At 44.7% G+C, this 18515-nt stretch carries 19 protein-coding genes; 4 read left to right on the forward strand and 15 right to left on the reverse strand.

Features of this window, described 5'->3' with window-relative positions:
- Nucleotides 1-5: 5 nt before the first annotated feature.
- Nucleotides 6-1079, forward strand: coding sequence for an AI-2E family transporter (locus OCU87_RS03555; protein WP_094956190.1), 1074 nt, complete (start codon nucleotides 6-8; stop codon nucleotides 1077-1079).
- A 75-nt stretch (nucleotides 1080-1154) separates the two neighbouring features.
- Here the strand turns inward: OCU87_RS03555 and OCU87_RS03560 are convergent, their stop codons facing one another.
- From OCU87_RS03560 to OCU87_RS03570, 3 genes are all read right to left on the reverse strand, one after another.
- Nucleotides 1155-1574, reverse strand: coding sequence for a MarR family winged helix-turn-helix transcriptional regulator (locus tag OCU87_RS03560; protein WP_261857848.1), 420 nt, complete (start codon nucleotides 1572-1574; stop codon nucleotides 1155-1157).
- 241 nt (nucleotides 1575-1815) lie between these two features.
- Complete coding sequence (bcp, locus tag OCU87_RS03565) at nucleotides 1816-2292, reverse strand: thioredoxin-dependent thiol peroxidase (RefSeq protein ID WP_062690715.1); 477 nt, start codon at nucleotides 2290-2292, stop codon at nucleotides 1816-1818.
- A 9-nt stretch (nucleotides 2293-2301) separates the two neighbouring features.
- Nucleotides 2302-2841, reverse strand: coding sequence for a glycine cleavage system protein R (locus OCU87_RS03570; RefSeq protein ID WP_062690716.1), 540 nt, complete (start codon nucleotides 2839-2841; stop codon nucleotides 2302-2304).
- Between the two features lie 182 nt (nucleotides 2842-3023).
- Here OCU87_RS03570 and dapA point away from each other — a divergent pair, with 182 nt between their 5' ends.
- A complete protein-coding gene (gene dapA, locus OCU87_RS03575) occupies nucleotides 3024-3905 on the forward strand; it encodes a 4-hydroxy-tetrahydrodipicolinate synthase (protein ID WP_094956188.1) in 882 nt (293 codons plus the stop codon).
- A 30-nt stretch (nucleotides 3906-3935) separates the two neighbouring features.
- Entirely contained in the window at nucleotides 3936-4976 is a 1041-nt protein-coding gene (gene bamC / locus OCU87_RS03580; RefSeq protein WP_261857849.1) for an outer membrane protein assembly factor BamC, read from the forward strand.
- Between the two features lie 77 nt (nucleotides 4977-5053).
- Here the strand turns inward: bamC and lipA are convergent, their stop codons facing one another.
- The 12 genes from lipA to leuS form a co-directional block, all read right to left on the reverse strand.
- Complete coding sequence (lipA, locus tag OCU87_RS03585) at nucleotides 5054-6025, reverse strand: lipoyl synthase (protein ID WP_062690717.1); 972 nt, start codon at nucleotides 6023-6025, stop codon at nucleotides 5054-5056.
- 2 nt (nucleotides 6026-6027) lie between these two features.
- The gene (lipB, locus tag OCU87_RS03590) at nucleotides 6028-6672 is read right to left on the reverse strand and encodes a lipoyl(octanoyl) transferase LipB (RefSeq protein ID WP_062690718.1); all 645 of its coding nucleotides are present in this window, start codon (nucleotides 6670-6672) and stop codon (nucleotides 6028-6030) included.
- 109 nt (nucleotides 6673-6781) lie between these two features.
- Nucleotides 6782-7057, reverse strand: coding sequence for a DUF493 family protein YbeD (gene ybeD, locus OCU87_RS03595; RefSeq protein WP_062690719.1), 276 nt, complete (start codon nucleotides 7055-7057; stop codon nucleotides 6782-6784).
- A gap of 156 nt (nucleotides 7058-7213) precedes the next feature.
- A complete protein-coding gene (locus OCU87_RS03600) occupies nucleotides 7214-8389 on the reverse strand; it encodes a serine hydrolase (protein WP_094956185.1) in 1176 nt (391 codons plus the stop codon).
- 223 nt (nucleotides 8390-8612) lie between these two features.
- Entirely contained in the window at nucleotides 8613-9416 is an 804-nt protein-coding gene (locus tag OCU87_RS03605) for a septal ring lytic transglycosylase RlpA family protein (protein ID WP_062690720.1), read from the reverse strand.
- Nucleotides 9417-10538 (reverse strand): peptidoglycan glycosyltransferase MrdB, encoded by a 1122-nt coding sequence (mrdB, locus tag OCU87_RS03610; RefSeq protein ID WP_261857850.1) that lies wholly within the window; start codon nucleotides 10536-10538, stop codon nucleotides 9417-9419.
- The gene (mrdA, locus tag OCU87_RS03615) at nucleotides 10535-12478 is read right to left on the reverse strand and encodes a penicillin-binding protein 2 (protein ID WP_062690721.1); all 1944 of its coding nucleotides are present in this window, start codon (nucleotides 12476-12478) and stop codon (nucleotides 10535-10537) included. Before mrdA ends, mrdB begins: the two co-directional genes overlap by 4 nt.
- 6 nt (nucleotides 12479-12484) lie before the next feature.
- Complete coding sequence (gene rlmH / locus OCU87_RS03620; protein ID WP_062690722.1) at nucleotides 12485-12955, reverse strand: 23S rRNA (pseudouridine(1915)-N(3))-methyltransferase RlmH; 471 nt, start codon at nucleotides 12953-12955, stop codon at nucleotides 12485-12487.
- Between the two features lie 6 nt (nucleotides 12956-12961).
- Nucleotides 12962-13279 carry a ribosome silencing factor gene (gene rsfS, locus OCU87_RS03625; RefSeq protein ID WP_062690723.1) on the reverse strand — a complete coding sequence of 106 codons (318 nt, stop codon included), beginning with the start codon at nucleotides 13277-13279 and terminating at the stop codon, nucleotides 12962-12964.
- A gap of 107 nt (nucleotides 13280-13386) precedes the next feature.
- Nucleotides 13387-14418, reverse strand: coding sequence for a DNA polymerase III subunit delta (gene holA / locus OCU87_RS03630; protein WP_261857851.1), 1032 nt, complete (start codon nucleotides 14416-14418; stop codon nucleotides 13387-13389).
- Nucleotides 14415-15092, reverse strand: a complete 678-nt coding sequence (locus tag OCU87_RS03635; protein WP_083540941.1) for an LPS-assembly lipoprotein LptE — start codon at nucleotides 15090-15092, stop codon at nucleotides 14415-14417. The genes holA and OCU87_RS03635 overlap by 4 nt, the downstream gene beginning before the upstream one ends.
- A 148-nt stretch (nucleotides 15093-15240) precedes the next feature.
- Complete coding sequence (leuS, locus tag OCU87_RS03640) at nucleotides 15241-17817, reverse strand: leucine--tRNA ligase (RefSeq protein ID WP_261857852.1); 2577 nt, start codon at nucleotides 17815-17817, stop codon at nucleotides 15241-15243.
- A gap of 183 nt (nucleotides 17818-18000) precedes the next feature.
- Here leuS and OCU87_RS03645 point away from each other — a divergent pair, with 183 nt between their 5' ends.
- The gene (locus OCU87_RS03645) at nucleotides 18001-18483 is read left to right on the forward strand and encodes a zinc ribbon-containing protein (RefSeq protein ID WP_062690727.1); all 483 of its coding nucleotides are present in this window, start codon (nucleotides 18001-18003) and stop codon (nucleotides 18481-18483) included.
- The last annotated feature ends 32 nt before the right edge of the window (nucleotides 18484-18515 follow it).

Below are 18515 nucleotides of genomic sequence, written 5' to 3' on the forward strand. Positions count from 1 at the left end.
CAGTTATGCTCGATATGTTTAATCGCTGGTATAAGCGACGTTTTTCAGACCCAGATGCAGCGAGTCTGGTGGTTATCCTTGTGGGTGGCTTTTTAACGATTTATTTCTTAGGGAATTTGATAGCGCCTTTATTGGTGGCAATTGTGTTGGCGTATTTACTCGAATGGCCAGTTGCACGTTTACATAAATTGGGTTTGCCCCGATCGCTTTCCGTTACTGTTGTCTTATTGATCTTTGTCGGGCTGATGGTGATGGCGGTGTTTGGCTTAGTGCCTACCATTTGGCATCAGATTGGAAACCTGATGTCTGATGTACCGACTATGTTTAATGACTTGCAGAGTTATGTATCGTCATTGCCATCACGTTACCCTGACTTTGTGCAGCCACACCAAGTGGATACGTTCATGAATACCCTACGAGAAAAAGTATTGGGTATGGGTGAAAGCGTAGTGAAAGGCTCGTTAGCCTCGTTGGTGAGCTTAGCAGCACTCGGTGTTTATCTTATTTTGGTTCCGTTACTGGTCTTTTTCTTACTGAAAGATAAGCAAGAAATGTTGTCTATCTTAGGGACTGTGTTACCAAAGAATCGTCGCCTTGCCAGTAAAGTTGGCGCGGAGATGAATCAGCAAATTTCAAATTATATTCGCGGTAAAGTAACCGAGATCCTAATTGTAGGTTCAATCAGTTACCTGACGTTTGTGATTTTAGATCTGCGTTATGGCTTGTTACTGGCTGTCTTAGTCGGTTTCTCTGTGCTGATCCCATATATTGGCGCGGCAGCTGTGACCATTCCTGTGGCGATGGTTGGTTTGTTCCAGTGGGGTATCTCGCCTGATTTTTGGTGGCTGCTGGTGGCATACGGTATCATTCAAGCATTAGATGGTAACGTATTAGTACCTATCTTATTCTCGGAAGCTGTCAATCTTCACCCAGTGGCGATTATTATTGCGGTGCTGGTGTTTGGTGGCCTTTGGGGCTTCTGGGGGGTGTTCTTCGCTATCCCATTGGCAACATTGGTGAAAGCGGTATGGAGCGCTTTCTCAGCGACAGAAGATGATGAGTTACAAGAGCAAGCCTAGCGCTTATTCTTATATAGTAAAATGGCGCATTTCGATGCGCCATTTTTTATGATTACTCTGATTATTACTCACCGATTAGCGATAGCAATTGAGTGTCACTTCCAGTACTTTTCGACAAGTCTCAACTTCTTTATCTGTTAAACCTTGAGGGACTTCTGCAAGTAAAGAGTGAATATTATTCCCCGCAGAGTTACACACCATCACCCCTTTTTTTGTGAGGTGGACACACTTTGAATTACCTTTATGTGGGTGAGGACGAGTTGCCACTAAGCCGTGGCGTTGAGCCGTTTTAATAATGCTGGTTACCGAACTTTTTGATCGCATCAAGCGCTCTGCAATATCGATTGGACGTAAGCCATCTTCTTCTTTTAGTAGCATCAGCATTAGCGTTTGTTCGGCATTGAGCTCAGGCGATACCTGACCTACTGTATTTTGTGCTTTGTTTTGCACCGCGCGTGACGTGTTCCAGATTAATCCCAATAGTGTGTCGTTCATTAACATTATCCTTAATATTAAAGTTGAATTTGGTTTTATTTCAAACTAACTGGGGTTATATCTGAGTGAGCAGGCTGTGAGCAAGGTTTGAGTGATGATTTTTATGGATAAAGTGAGGGAAGTCGAACTTTATCGGGTTTTGCGGCGGCATTATGGTTGGTCGGTGATGATCATACGTAACAATAAAAATGCCTGCGGTGAGCAGCGCAGGCATTGAGTTGAACGGTTTTACTGCTCTGTATTAGGCGTCAGCGTGTTCATTTAAGTAGGCAAGCACGACTTCATGATGATCTTTTGTTTTGAATTTATTGAAAACGTGTTCAATAACGCCTTCTTCATTAATTAAAAAGCTCTGACGATGAAGGCCGTCGTATATTTTACCCATGAATTTTTTTTCGCCCCAGACGCCAAATTGGTCGGATACGGCATGATCTTCATCGGAAAGTAACGTGAAGTTTAAATTATCACGTTCAATGAACTTAGGTAGGCGTTTTACCGGGTCAATACTGATACCCAGTACCACAACATTGTGTGCATCTAATTCTGCTTTGCTATCACGCAAGCCACATGCTTGAACAGTACAGCCTGGTGTCATGGCTTTGGGGTAAAAATAAGCTAAGACTTTTTTACCTTTAAAATCAGCCAAGCTAACGTTTTCGTTGTCTTGGTTTAGTAGGGTGAAAGCAGGGGCTGAAGTACCTGCGGTCAACGTATTCATGAGGCTTCCTTATTGATTATGGCCAACAAAATTGACAGTGCCTGTCACCAGTAAATCGGTGCAAAGGGCTTCGAATTCTTCTTGTAATGTCATGAGGTTGCAACCCTCGGGAATATTAGTACTGATTTGGATGAATAAACGATCAGTACTGTCAGTCTCGCTGGCATCGTGAGTGTGTGCGCTTAAGGATGCGATATCGACTTTTCGAGAGGCAAGGAAATGGGTAAATTGACCCACTAAGCCCGGCATATCATCGGCTTCGATATGGAAGTCAGCCGTGTATGAAAATAAGCGCGCTTTATGTTTTGAAGTACGCTTCATCACCGTGAGCAGTTCATGCTCTTGCGCTTTTAGCGGCAAGGAGGCTTCAACGCGAGAGATGGCATTGCCATTGCCTGACAATAACATGATGAGCGTAAATTCATGGCCAAACAGAGCAATACGGCTGTCTATGATGTTACAGCCACACTCGGTGACAAGATGAGTAACTTCGTCTGAGATGCCTGGACGATCCGTACCAACTGCAGTAATAACTAAGTAATGTTCCATATTCTCTACATCGTATTGTTATCTTTCCCGCATGGTAGCACAGGTATTCAGTCGGGATAACCGACATCGCTAGCAACTTCTTATCAAGTTATTGTCAAGATGGTACTTTTACCTACGCTCGTGCTTGAGTTTATATTCACTCAATCGTACCATGAAGTTATATATATCAAGGGGAGATGGACATGTTTTCAGGAAGCATGGTTGCGCTAGTCACGCCAATGGATGAAGCGGGCGAAGTGGATTACACTAGCCTTGCAAATTTGGTGGAATATCATATTGCAGCAGGCACAGATGCGATTGTATCTGTTGGTACTACGGGTGAATCAGCAACATTAACGGTTGATGAGCACGTAAAGGTAGTTGTTAAGACTATCGAGCTTGCGAAAGGCCGTATTCCTGTTATTGCAGGAACAGGCGCTAATGCAACGCACGAAGCCATTACATTCAGTAAACTCTTTATTGGTACTGGTGTTGCGGGTTGTTTAAGTGTCACCCCTTATTACAATAAACCAACGCAAGAAGGTTTATATCTGCATTATAAAGCGATTGCTGAGGCAACAGATCTACCACAGATTCTTTATAATGTACCTGGTCGTACGGCTGTTGACCTATTACCTGAGACGGTTGCACGTTTAGCTAAAATCGACAATATCGTCGGTATTAAGGATGCGACCGCAGATTTAGATCGTGTTCAACAGATTAGGGAACTTTGTGGCGAAGACTTTATCCAACTAAGCGGCGACGATGCTACTGGATTGGAGTTTGTTGAACGTGGTGGTCATGGTGTGATTTCTGTCACGGCAAACGTTGCAGCTGCAGATATGGCAAAAATGTTCAAATTGGCACGAGAAGGTCAGTTTGAGGCTGCACGTGAAATCAATGCACGTTTAATGAGCTTACATAAAAATTTATTTGTAGAATCTAATCCAATCCCAGTGAAATGGGCAGCTCACAAACTTGGTTTGATTGAGTTGGGTGATTTACGTTTGCCATTAACCGTATTAAGTGAGTCAGCACAACCAAAAGTGGTTGAAGCATTGCAAGAAAGCGGTGTGCTGCAATAGTTTGCAACGCGTAGGAGCGCAGGAGCATTAATGAATTCTAAACATAGGTTCGTACTAACGACATTAATGGTTGCCAGCTTGGCAGCCTGTTCGGGTAGTGAAGAGCGACGTCGTCAGGCAAATCAAGATTTTACCTATCTTGAAACTAAACCATTAAGCAACTGGGTGTTGCCTGAAGGTACAGAGCCTTATGCTACTAATGATTATGCGATCCCTAACCAAGCATTTGCTGGTGAAATTGGCGCAGGTGTCGATATTCGTTCGCCACAGCAAGTGCTGGCATTGATCCCTGGTGCTCGCGTTGTTAAAAACGTAGATGGTGTCACCTTAGTGCTAGCTAATAGTGAGGAACTCGCGGGTGTTTGGTCATTAACGAAAACCATGCTTACCGAGCAAGGTATCGCATTACGTGAACAAAGTGCCAACCGCTTAGAAACAGAGTGGGTTTCTTGGACCAATGAAGATGACGAAACACAGGTTAGTAGCCGTTATGTGATCGCTAAGTCTGATAAGCCGGGCGAGAATAACTATCAAATCATTCTTATTGATTGGCGTGAAGGTGATAAAGACGAGCCTGTCTCTGTTATTAATAAAGAACGATATAGCATCTTAATGACTAACTTAGTTACGTCGCGTTACGATGCCGAAGTACGTGAAGAAGCACGATTACGTGCACAAGAGCTAGTGAAACAAATTCCAATTACCATGGGGCAAGATCGTAGTGGTCTGCCTGTTATTATTGCGCGTGCGCCCTATAACGTTTTCTGGGAACGTTTACCATCATTGCTTGATGAGCTTGGCTTTACTATTGAAGGTCGTAACCGTTCACAAGGTGTAGTGGAAGTGAAATTCCGCTCGCCAGATGATCAATTCTGGACGGATCTAGGTGTTAAACCGATTGAGCTTGATGACTCTACTTATAAGCTTCAGTTAGGTGATCTTGGTAACCGTACATCATTGAATGTAACTGATTCAGATGGTAAGCCAATTACAGAGCGTGCGTTAGAAAGCATGGCACCCGTATTTGGTAAAGCCATTGAGTCTAGTAACCGTAAAGCTAACGGTTCATAGAATATTTGAAATGAAAAAAAACCGCTTGAGGCTAACACCGAAAGCGGTTTTTTATTGTCGTAATAATTCGTTTGGAATTATTTAACTTCAATACCTTGTGCCTGCATATCGGCATGGTAAGAAGAACGAACAAATGGACCACACGCAGCATGGGTAAAACCAAGCTCTAATGCAATCTCTTTAAGTTCATCAAACTCAGAAGGCGGCACGTAGCGCTCAACCGGTAAGTGGTGACGGCTTGGTGCAAGGTATTGACCCAGTGTTAGCATGGTAACACCGTGTGCACGAAGATCTTTCAGTACTTGAACGATCTCTTCTTTTGTTTCACCTAAGCCCATCATGACACCAGACTTAGTCGGTACTTCTGGGTGCATCTCTTTGAATTTCTTCAATAGATCCAGTGACCACTGGTAGTTAGCACCTGGGCGAGCTTTACGGTACAAGCGTGGCGCAGTTTCCAAGTTGTGGTTGAAAACGTTTGGCGGGTTGTCACGTAGAATCTCAAGTGCACGATCCATACGACCACGGAAATCAGGCACCAGTGTTTCAATATGAATGCTTGGGTTTTTTGCGCGAATTTCACGAGTACAATCGGCGAAGTGTTGAGCACCGCCATCACGTAAGTCATCACGGTCAACCGATGTTACCACCACGTATTTTAGCTTCATATCAGCAATAGTCTGAGCTAGGTGTGCTGGTTCTTCGGCATTTGGTGGTAATGGACGGCCATGGGCAACATCACAGAATGGGCAACGACGAGTACAAATCGCACCTAAGATCATGAAAGTTGCAGTACCGTGGTTGAAGCACTCAGCTAGGTTAGGGCAAGACGCTTCCTCACAAACAGAGTGAAGCTTGTTCTTACGCATTGCTGACTTGATCTCTTGGATGCGCTTGCTATCTGACGGAAGCTTGATTCTCATCCATTCAGGTTTACGTAGCACTTCCTGTGGCGCTTCTTCTTCTGCAACATTACGTACAGGAATGAGGGCCATCTTATCGGCATCACGGTATTTGACGCCTTGTTCGATTTTTATAGGTTTGCTCATAATTAATTGCTTTCCGTTATCCACTCAACGCTCTGGTAATCGAGCAGTTTTACAAGCTCTTCGACAAGTACAGGCTGAACTTCCGTCAGTTCTGATGGGCCATTAAGTGACGCAAGTTGCGTCATTTCCATACCTGCATAACCACAAGGGTTAATACGCAAGAACGGCGCCAAATCCATATTTATATTGAGTGCCAGACCGTGAAAAGAGCAACCGCGACGGATACGTAAACCGAGTGAGCATATTTTTTGGTTATTTACATATACTCCCGGCGCATCTGGGCGGGCGTTAGACGTTACCCCGAAATGGGATAGCGTTTGAATGACTGTATTTTCAATGTGTGTAACTAAATCACGAACACCCATTTTATTTCGACGTAAGTCGATCAGGATATACGCAATTAGCTGACCTGGACCATGGTAAGTCACTTGGCCGCCACGATCACTTTGAACCACAGGAATATCACCAGTATTTAGCAGGTGCTCTGCTTTACCAGCTTGACCTTGGGTAAAAACAGGGTTGTGTTCGACTAACCAAATTTCATCGGTTGTTTCTGGTGTACGCTCATCGGTGAACTTGTGCATGGCTTGCCATGTTGGTTCGTAGTCGCAGCGTCCAAGGTGTCGAATTATGAGATGTTTTTGCACTGTATCACCCAATTAATATCGGCAAAGCCGAGCTATTCTTGGTTGGCATTATAAAGCTTGGCGGTTGAAATTTCAGCCGCCAATTTGTAGGGGTATTGGGTGTCGCTAACTACAGCACAAGACGAACGATTTCGATATCGCCTAATTCTTTGTAAAGAATCTCAACTTGCTCGATAGACGTTGCTGTAATAGTGACAGAAACAGCGCTGTAAGTACCTTTACCGCTAGGCTTAACGGTTGGTGTGTAGTCGCCTGGCGCGTGACGTTGAATCACTTCAACTACAAGATCCGGTAGTTCAGGCTTGTTGAAACCCATTACCTTATAAGAAAACTTACAAGGGAACTCAAGCAGATCTTTTAGTTTAGGTTGTTCTTGTTGTTGCATTCTGTACTCCAGGATTCCGCAAGGGATAACTCAATTTCAGGCGAGCTATTATACCGATCTTACTACCGACTACCAGTTTCTCGAGACTAGGCGGCAGATAGCAAAAGAGGCAACCTAAGCTGCCCCTTTTTAATTGTTTGTTTTCAGGTAGAAAACTTAGCTTAACCAGCCTTTGAATAGCAACATGATGTAATCAATCAGGCGGCTGAATAGGCTGCCTTCGTTAACATCATTTAGGGCGATAAGTGGATATTCAGCAATATCATCCTCGCCAACACGGTAGTAAAGCGTACCGACTTTTTCGCCTTTCATGATAGGGGCTTTAAGTTCTTTCTCAAGAACAAAGCTTGCTTTCAGATCTTTAGTCTGGCCACGAGGTAGCGTTACAAACGTATCTTGGTCAACACCTAAAGAAACTTCGCTACGATCGCCCATCCACACTTTTTCGGTTACGAAAGTTTCATTCGCTTTATGTGGTGAAACGGTTTCAAAGAAACGGAAGCCGTAGTTAAGCAGTTTTTTACTCTCTGCTTTACGGGCATTCGCACTTTTAGTACCCATCACTACCGAAATTAGGCGCATTTTACCTTCAGTTGCGGTACTAACTAGGCTATAACCTGCGTTGTTGGTATGGCCTGTTTTCATACCATCTACATTGAGGCTTTTATCCCAAAGTAAACCGTTACGGTTGTACTGTGTGATGCCATTGTAGGTGAATGACTTTTCTTTGTAGATTGCAAACTCATCAGGTACATCACGGATAAGCGCTTGACCAAGCAATGCCATATCGTAAGGTGTGGTGTACAGGTTGTCGTTGTCTAGGCCGTGAACATTACCAAAATGGGTTTTATCCATTCCGATGGTTTTAGCCCAAGCGTTCATTAGATCAACGAAAGAGTCTTCAGAACCCGCAACGTGTTCAGCCATCGCAACACAGGCATCGTTGCCAGATTGGATGATGATGCCGCGGTTAAGATCTGCGACTTTTACTTCGCTACCTACTTCAATGAACATCTTTGATGAACCAGGGAAGTTTTTTGCCCAAGCATTTTTACTGATGACAACAGTGTCATCCATCGAGATGTTTCCGCGTTTAACTTCCTGACCAATAACATAACTGGTCATCATCTTCGTCAGACTTGCTGGCGGAATTTGAACAAATTCTTTGTTGCCCGCAAGTACTTTGCCTGAATGGTAATCCATCAGGACATAGCCTTTTGCAGCAATTTGTGGGGCTTCAGGAACAACGGCTGGAGCCGCTACGGCAGATACCGATGCCAGCATCAAAGCAGAGGCAGCGATCGAACGAAAAGTTGCAGCAGATTTCTTCATGATTGATGTAACTTTATTGGGCGATGTCAAAAACTGAACACACTATATCAGATTGAAAGTAATCAACCACCTTTGACATCGCTCCTTATGGTGGGATTAGCGAAAAACTGACAGAGACAAAGTCACGGCCTTTAAATTGGCCGTATTATTGACCAACTGGGCACGAAATAAATCCCGTTAAGGGAATGAAAATTCCCAGCTGGTATTGTTTGATTGCAAAACGTTACTTTTGTTCCAAAGAACGTTGCGATGTAATGATAAAGGCTTTTGGATATTGCTGTGATTTCGCTTTGTCACGTTGTGAAATTGCTTCATCACGATCAATATAAGGCCCTAGGCGAATACGGTAAATATCCGTTTTTTCTACTTTCATTAAATCGACTTTTGTTTCAAATTGCATTTTTAATTGTTCTGCAATTTGTTGTGCTTTTCCTTGATTACTCACCGCAGCAAGTTGAACAAAATACTGATTAGGGTTGGCGCTCTGCCACTCTTCGCTTGATGCTGGTTTTTCAATCGTGATTAATTCAATTTTAACTGGCGCAGTGCCATGTTTGATCACGTCAAGCTTAGAGGCCGCTGCCATACTAAGATCGATTATTCGGCCATCATGGAACGGTCCACGATCGTTTACACGGACAATCGCTGTTTTACCATTATTGGTATTGGTGACTTTTACATAGCTCGGAAGCGGCAATGTTTTGTGTGCTGCTGTCATTGAATACATGTCATATACCTCACCATTTGAGGTTTTATGACCATGGAATTTTTTACCATACCAAGAGGCATTACCTTCTTGGGTAAAGCCTTTTTGGTCTTTTACAATTTCGTAGCGTTGGCCACGTAAAGTGTAATCTTTGTTACCCGCAAGACTTTTGGGTTCATAGCGGGGTTGTGCATCCTCAATATGATCCAGGGTTGGCGATTGTTCTGGTGCCACATCATCAGCAATATCATAGCGCTCATCGCTAGGAGTAGAACTACAGCCTGCCAGAATTAAGACAATAAGTAAGGAGATAACACGCATTTAGGTCGCCTTTGACAACATTTTTCTGTGGGTATGAATAGACATCAGAATGCCAAAGCCAGCCATTAAGGTCACCATCGAGGTACCCCCATAGCTGATTAAAGGAAGTGGAACACCAACAACAGGTAAAATACCACTTACCATTCCGATATTAACGAAAACATAAACGAAGAAGCTCAGAACGATACTGCCTGCCATCATGCGGCCAAACGCCGTTTGTGCTCGACTTGCCAATAATAGGCCACGAGCAATAATGTAGAGATAAAGTGATAACAAGCAGGCGACACCAATTAAGCCCCATTCTTCGGCAATCACCGCAAAAATGAAATCGGTATGGCGTTCAGGTAAGAATTCGAGTTGTGATTGAGTACCTTGCAGCCAACCTTTCCCTACTAAACCACCAGAACCAATGGCAATTTTGGATTGAATAATATGGTAACCCGCTCCTAATGGATCCGACTCTGGATTAAACAGTGTCAGTACCCGTGTACGCTGGTAATCCCGCATTAGGAAGAACCATAAAACAGGAACAAATGCGCCAAGCAATACACCGGCAGAGAAAATAATACGCCAGCTGATACCAGATAAGAACAACACAAAAACACCTGATGCCGCGATTAAAATTGAAGTGCCTAAGTCAGGCTGTTTAGCGATTAAAATCGTTGGTACAAAGATCATCACTAAAGCGACGACAATGTTACGAAAGCTTGGCGGTAGTGGTTTGTTGCCAATAAAGCGGGCCACCATCAGGGGGACGGCCAGTTTGATAAGCTCAGAGGGTTGAAAGCGGACAAAACCAAGGTTTAACCAGCGTTGAGCACCTTTAGAGGCTTCACCAAAGAACAACACCCCGAGTAATAACAAGAGACCTATGCCAAATAGATAGGGTGCCCAGGTCTCATAGTGACGCGGTGCAATCTGTGCTAATGCAAACATCACGCAAAGCGATAGGCCCATGCGTACCGCTTGGCGTTCCATCATTTCAATATGTTGACCACTGGCGCTATACATTACAAGTAGGCCAAAGCACATCAAGGCTAAAATTCCCATTAACAATGGGAAGTCGATATGTAAGCGGTCACTTAGGGTTCGTTTATTGCCAGTGGTGGCCATAATGCTCATTGTGTTACCTCAGTGCTCGATACTGTTTTGTCTAATGGCGCCTTTGGCTTTAGCAGAATGTGGTCGAAAATATGGCGAGCCACAGGGCCGCCGTTTGATGAACCACCGCCCGCATTCTCTAGCACCATAGATACAACGACTTCGGGTTTGTCATACGGTGCGAATGCAGTGAATAGCGCATGATCACGTAAATGCTCGGCAAGTTCCTCTGCATTGTATTTTTCATCTTCTGCGAGGCCAAACACTTGCGCAGAGCCTGATTTACCCCCCGCTTTGTATTGGGCGCCATAAAAGGCACGGCGTGCGGTACCTCGGACACCAAATAGCACGCGTTTCATGCCGTCTTTCGCAATTTCCCAGTCTTCGTCATCCACGCCTGTAATGGGCGGATACTCGTCAAAGATGGCTGGTTTTTCAACGTCATTATCGACAATGTCTTTTAAAAGGTGCGGCGCACGGACAATGCCTTTATTGACTAAAACAGTGGTGGCCTTGGCTATTTGCAATGGCGTTGCTGTCCAATAGCCTTGTCCGATACCAACAGGGATCGTATCGCCTTGATACCAAGGCTGACGGAAACGAGCTTGCTTCCATTCTCGGGTTGGCATATTGGCTTTACTTTCTTCATGAATATCAATGCCAGTGTATTCACCGTAACCAAATTTGGTCATCCAAGCGGATAAGCGATCGATACCGAGATCGTAAGCAACTTGATAGAAGTAAGTATCTACAGATTCTTCTATTGCTTTGTGAATGTTCACCTTGCCGTGGCCCCAACGTTTCCAGTCACGGAATGGGCGGCTATTGGAATTTGGAATTTTCCAGTAACCCGGATCATTTCGTACGGTGCGTGGCGTCACGACACCTTCCGTTAAGGCTGCGACAGCAATCATAGGCTTTACCGTTGACGCTGGTGGGTATATGCCTAGCGTGACACGGTTAACCAATGGGCGGTTAATGTCATTCAATAGTGCTCGATATTTAGGCCCTGAAATACCATGTACAAACAAATTCGGGTCGTAACTTGGGCTTGATACCATTGCAATAACGGCAGAATCGCGTGGATCCATGACGACAATAGAGCCTCGTTTGTATTTTACGATTTCTTCGCCAGTTTCTGGGTCTTTACTGCGCACCGTGAGCTGCTCTTTGACAAACAGTTGCAGGTCAATATCCAAGTTAAGCTTGATATCTTTGCCTGGGATCGGTGGTACGTACTTGAGTGTACGAATAATGCGGCCACGACTGTTCACTTCGACTTCTTGGTAGCCAGATGTGCCGTGTAATAAATCTTCGTAGTAGCGTTCAATACCAAGCTTGCCCATGTCTCGCGTGGCTTTGTAGTTACTGATTTTTTCATCGCGCTCGAGGCGCTCAAGATCACGGTCGTTAATTTTAGCGACATAACCCAAGACATGGGTGAGTGCATCACCATATGGGTAATAACGTTTGAGGTAAGCTTTGACTTCAACCCCAGGAAAACGGTGCTGATTGACCGTGAATAGGGCAACTTGCTCTTCGGTAAGCTGGCCTTTAATTGGGATAGATTTAAAGCGACGGGTATGACGACGTTCTTTTTCAAAACGGGTGATATCTTCGTCGGTAATGCCCATTAATACTTTGAGGCGGGTGAAGGTGGCCTCAATATCAGGCACTTTTTCTTTGGTGATCTCGAGAGCATAAACAGGACGGTTTTCTGCCAGAAGAATGCCATTGCGATCATAGATCATGCCGCGGTTAGGCGCGACAGGTACAACCTTAATACGGTTGTCATTAGATCGTGTCTGATAGTCGTCATGTTCACTAACTTGAATATGGTACAAGTTAGTGAGCAATACGCCTACCAGCACGATAATGCCTATAAATGAGACAAGAGCACGGCGGAAAAAGAGCGCCGACTCAGCCCGATGGTCGCGGATCTGGGTACGCTTTCGTCTCATTGACACTTATTCCCTGTGGTAAGGATGGTTTGCGGTGATGCTCCACGCGCGATATAAACTTTCAGCCATTACCACACGTACCATCGGGTGTGGCAGTGTAAGTGGTGAAAGAGACCAACTTTGTTCGGCCGCTGCTTTACAAGCAGGTGATAACCCTTCAGGGCCGCCAATCAAAATAGAAACATCGCGCGCATCTAGCTTCCAGCTTTCTAGCTGTTGAGCCAGTTGCTCTGTATCCCAGCGTTTACCAGGAATGTCCAAGGTGACAATACGGTTACCTTTCGGTACAGAGGCAAGCATGGCTTCGCCTTCTTTTTGCAAGATACGAGCAATATCTGCATTTTTTCCGCGTTTACCTGCTGGAATTTCAATAAGTTCCAGAGGCATGTCTTTAGGGAAACGACGGCTATATTCTTTATAACCTTCTTCAACCCACTTGGGCATTTTAGTGCCAACGGCAATCAATTGAAGCTTCATGACTGATTAGCTCCAAAGCTTCTCCAGTTGGTACAGGCTACGTGAATCTTCCTGCATGATGTGTAACATTACGTTACCCATATCAACGATAACCCATTGGCCATCATCTTCACCGCTGATACCAAATGGAGGGAAATCAATCAGTTTTGATTCTTTGTTTACGTGATCTGCAATTGAAGATACGTGACGGTTTGATGTACCTGTACATAGAACCATGAAGTCAGTTAGGCTTGACTTACCACGTACGTCAATCGTTACGATGTCTTGGGCTTTAATATCGTCAACTTTATCAACAATAAAATCGTGTAGTTCTTGAACCTGCAAAGGAATCCCCTCGTTTGGTGATAATAAATAAAAAGTTTGCGACAAATCGATCTAAGTCACAATTTAGCGGCGCAGTATAACACGCACTGCCTGATCCGACACAAGCACTAAAAAGGTGTAGGTTCGGTATGGGTGCTTATCCCGCACATCTCAGCGCAGAGCGCACTCAGTGCTGGCCAAGGTTTAGTATCAAAATCCGTTTTCACTTGGATCTCAAGTTGGGTCAATAAACGTAGCAAGCTGACGACTCTGGCATAAGGTAACCGATGAAGGGCGCCGATATAAATTTTACGACGGTTTTGCCATACGCGAAACTGCTCGAAAATAATGTTAAGCGGCGTGCCTTTCTTACCCATCTCTTGCATCTTGTACAGCTGTGTTAATTCGCGCTGCAATGTCCGTAAAATAATAGTCGCTTCAATCCCTTCCCCTTCAAGTTGACGCAATACGCGCTGGCTGCGCTTTGCTTGGCCAGCTAAAACCGCATCAACGAGCTGAAATGGAGTGTAGTGATTATGGCGGCTTAAGGCTTCTTCTAAACGAACAATAGTAAGTTCGCCATCAGGGTAGAGCAAAGTCAGTTTCTGTAGGCTTTGTGCTAATGCCAGCATGTTGCCTTCATGCCATTGAGCCAACATCTGAATCGACTCGTGATCAGCTCTAAGGCCTAATTGTTGGCACCGAGCTTGGATAAAGCGAGGTAAGTGGCGAGGATCTGGTGTATTACAAGGAAGGTACAGTCCCTGACTATCGAGTACTTTAAACCACTTGGTTGATTCTTGCTTTTTATTTACGCGGGGTCCTGTGATTAATAACAGAATATCGCTGTGTAAGCTGTTGCAGATTTCCAGCAATGATTTGGCTTGATTCACGTTTAAGCCAGATTCTGGGATCTCAAGCTCGATGATTTGACGTGCAGCAAAGAGACTCATTGCGTTACAGCAATCGAGCACTAGGTTCCAATCAAGCTGATGATCTATGGTGAAGCTATGACGCTCATCAAAACCTTGTTGCTGCGCGATTTGTTTAATCTGATCGCCACATTCCTGCTTCAGTAGCGGTTCATTGCCAAATAACAGGTAGGATTGACACAGCCCTTTTTTGAGCTGCTGTGTCAGTTGTTCTGGGTAAACTCTCATGGTTGGCTAGTGCCTACCTCGCCTTCTGCGGGTTCCACTGTACTCACTTCCTCTGTGTTGACAGTGTTGGTGCTGTTATACATGTTTGAAGCGGGCATATCTTCCGCTTTGGTATCTTCCATCTCGGCTAGTTTAGCTTCGAGCTCTTGTTCGTCGAGTGTTTCCATCGTTGCTGTCAAACGAGCCATCTGACGTAATATTTGACGCGATGCTTGTTCACGCATTTCGTCTTTGATCATATCTCGTTCAACCGATTTTGCTAGTGCAGTTAACGGGTTATCAAGGAAAGTACGGGTTACCTTCGTTGAGAATGTTTTACTGGCTTTATTAGGAATCGTAATACTGTAGCGTACTGAATAATTGAGTTCGTACTCAGCGGCACGGCTGTTTTGATATAGCGATAGTGTGCGTTCGCCGTCACTTTCACTGATTAAGTGAAGGTTAGAGACTGTCGCAGATGGTGACACGGCTTCAATACCATGCAACTTGAATTGTGATTTTACCAAGCGGGTGAGTTGCCCGTATTGGTCAAAGCTAGTCAGTGATAGTTTGGCGATTTCATCAGGTAGCATGTAAGTACCACGTAAATGGAAACCACACGCAGACACAGTAAGAGAAAGTAGGGCGACCGTAAGTAGTCTAAGGGTGCTTTTTAGAGAAAAGAAAGCCTTCACCAAATTAGCTCCTAAGTAGAGTGAAAACTTATCGACTATAGCGGGAAATCAATCTGATTAGAACCTAGATTGACTGGTAGTTGCTATGACGATGCTAGATAAAAATATCCCCGCCTGAGCGGGGATAGTCTGTCATCAGGTTGTGAACTTAGTTCGCAACGATGTTCAGTAGCTTACCTGGTACGTAAATAACTTTACGTATGGTTAGGCCATCAAGGAATTTCACTGCGTTTTCATCGTTAAGACCAAGCTCTTTTACTTGCTCTTCAGTTGCATCAGCGGCAACTGTCAGTTTCGCACGTAATTTACCGTTGATCATAACTACGATGGTTTTCTCATCTTCAACGAGTGCAGCTTCGTCGAATGTTGGCCATGTTGCAGAGTCAACGTTTGATTCACCTAGCGCTTCCCACATTTCGTAAGAAATGTGTGGTGTCATTGGGTAAAGCATACGTACGACGGCTTTAAGTGCTTCATCTAGAATTGCACGGTCTTGCACAGATTCTTGAGGCGCTTTCGCTAGCTTGTTCATCAACTCCATGATTGCAGCAATCGCGGTATTGAATGTCTGACGACGGCCAATATCATCGCTTACTTTTGCAATGGTCTTGTGAACATCACGACGAAGTACTTTCTGAGCTGAAGATAGTGCGCTAACGTCAACAGTTTCAGCTGTGCCTTTTGATGCGTGCTCGTTAACCAGTTTCCAAACACGTTTCAGGAAGCGGTTAGCCCCTTCAACACCAGACTCTTGCCACTCAAGTGTCATGTCTGCAGGTGATGCAAACATCATGAATAGACGCACGGTATCTGCACCGTATTTGTCTACCATCTCTTGTGGGTCGATACCGTTGTTTTTCGACTTAGACATTTTGATCATGCCTGAGTGCGTTACATCACGGCCTTGGCTATCAACTGCTTTCTCGATACGACCTTTGCTATCACGTTCGATTTCAACATCAGTCGGTGCGATCCACTCTTTGGTGCCTTTATCGTTAGTGTGGTAGAAAGCGTCTGCTAGTACCATACCTTGACAAAGAAGCTGCTTGAACGGCTCGTCAGATGTTACGTAACCTGCGTCACGTAGCAATTTGTGGAAGAAGCGCGAGTACAGTAGGTGCATACAAGCGTGCTCGATACCACCAACGTACTGATCGACTGGTAGCCAGTAGTTCGCTTTTTCTGGATCTAGAATGTCATCAGCTTGTGGAGAACAGTAACGTGCGTAGTACCAAGATGATTCCATGAAGGTATCAAAGGTATCGGTTTCACGTAATGCTGGTTCGCCGTTAAAGGTGGTTTTTGCCCACTCTTTATCCGCTTTAATTGGACTAGTCACGCCGTCCATTACCACGTCTTCCGGTAGGATAACTGGCAGTTGATCCGCTGGAACTGGGTGAACTTGGCCGTCTTCTGTCGTTACCATTGGGATTGGTGCGCCCCAGTAACGTTGACGAGAAACACCCCAGTCACGTAGACGGAAGTTAACTGTCTTCTTACCTTTACCTTCCGCTTCAAGCTTCGCTGCAATTGCATCGAATGCTGCTTGGAATGTTAGGCCGTCAAATTCGCCAGAATCAAACAGTACACCTTTTTCAGTGTAAGCCGCTTCAGATACGTCCAGATCAGAACCGTCTTCTGGTTTGATTACTGGAATGATATCGATGCCGTATTTAGTGGCGAATTCGTAGTCACGTTGATCGTGAGCAGGAACCGCCATTACCGCACCTGTGCCGTAATCCATTAGAACGAAGTTAGCGACGTAAACAGGGACAACGCGACCGTTAAGCGGGTGGATAGCCGTTAGGCCAGTATCCATCCCTTTCTTTTCCATTGTTGCTAGTTCAGCTTCAGCAACTTTGGTGTTACGACATTCATCAACGAATGCAGCAAGCGTAGGGTTGTTCTGAGACGCTTTCTCTGCAAGTGGGTGACCTGCAGCAATACCAACGTAAGAAACGCCCATAAGGGTGTCTGGACGCGTTGTGTATACTTCTAGTGGTGCTTCTTCGCCGTTAACAGCGAAAGATAGCTCAACACCTTCAGAGCGGCCAATCCAGTTGCGCTGCATGGTTTTCACCATGTCAGGCCAACCGTCAAGGTTGTCTAGATCGTCAAGTAGCTCTTGTGCGTATTCAGTGATCTTAATGAACCACTGTGGAATTTTTTTCTGCTCTACAGGCGTATCACAACGCCAACAGCAACCATCTTCTACTTGCTCGTTAGCCAGTACAGTTTGGTCATTCGGACACCAGTTTACAGAAGAGGTCTTCTTGTAAACCAAGCCTTTATTGTAAAGCTTAGTGAAAAACTCTTGTTCCCAACGGTAGTACTCAGGCGTACAAGTTGCGAACTCACGGCTCCAGTCGTAACCCAAGCCTAGCGATTTAAGCTGGTTCTTCATGTACTCAATGTTTTCATAAGTCCATGGTGCTGGTGCTGTGTTGTTCTTAACCGCTGCGTTTTCTGCTGGTAGGCCGAATGCATCCCAACCGATTGGTTGCATGACGTTTTTGCCTTGCAGACGCTGGTAACGAGAAACAACATCACCGATGGTGTAGTTACGAACGTGACCCATGTGCAGTCGACCGCTTGGGTACGGGAACATGGAGAGACAGTAGAATTTTTCTTTATTAGGGTCTTCACTTACAACAAAGGTCTTGTTGTTGTCCCAGTGTTCTTGAACTTTCTGTTCAATGTCCTGTGGGCGATATTGTTCTTGCATCGATGACATCCAGGATTTTGTGAGTTGAGTACAAACACATTCAATATAATCGACATAGAATAACTAAAGGTAAAGGTGTCAACAATAGCTGAGGGTCATTCGATACAGTTATTGTTGCTTTATCTCTGCCTTATACGGTGTTTTGAGTGACTTGTGTTGTCGGTTCAAGGGGAGGAGGTACATATGGCGAAGCAAAAAGCAGAATATGAAGCACTACTTGAGAAAGTAACTGAAGCCTTAAAGCATAGTCCCGAAGAGCTTCAGCAATGGGTTGAAACTACAGAGAAATACCGTCAAGCCGCCAGTGATATGACCAAGGATGAGTTAGCATTGATCTCGGCGTATCTAAAGCGTGATTTGGCTGAATTTGGTCAAAACGTAGAAGAAAGTTCAGAGCCTTTTGATGAAAGCCCATTTTATCAGGCTGTATCGGAAACAATTTGGAGTGGTTTAGCTGAAATTACCGATAAAACCCAATTAGAGTGGCGCGAGGTGATGGGTGATATTCAGCACCAAGGCGTCTATCAAGCTGGAGAAATTATCGGTCTGGGTAATTTAGTTTGCGAACATTGTGGTCATCATCAAATGTATACCCATGTGAAGCGTTTAGAGCCTTGTGTGCGCTGTGGGCACGAGCAATTTACCCGCCAGCCCTTATCACCATAGCTAGGCCTTAACTTAGTTTTGCATTTAGGCGT

The organism is Photobacterium sanguinicancri (assembly GCF_024346675.1).
In the GTDB taxonomy this organism is placed as follows: Bacteria; Pseudomonadota; Gammaproteobacteria; order Enterobacterales; family Vibrionaceae; genus Photobacterium; species Photobacterium sanguinicancri.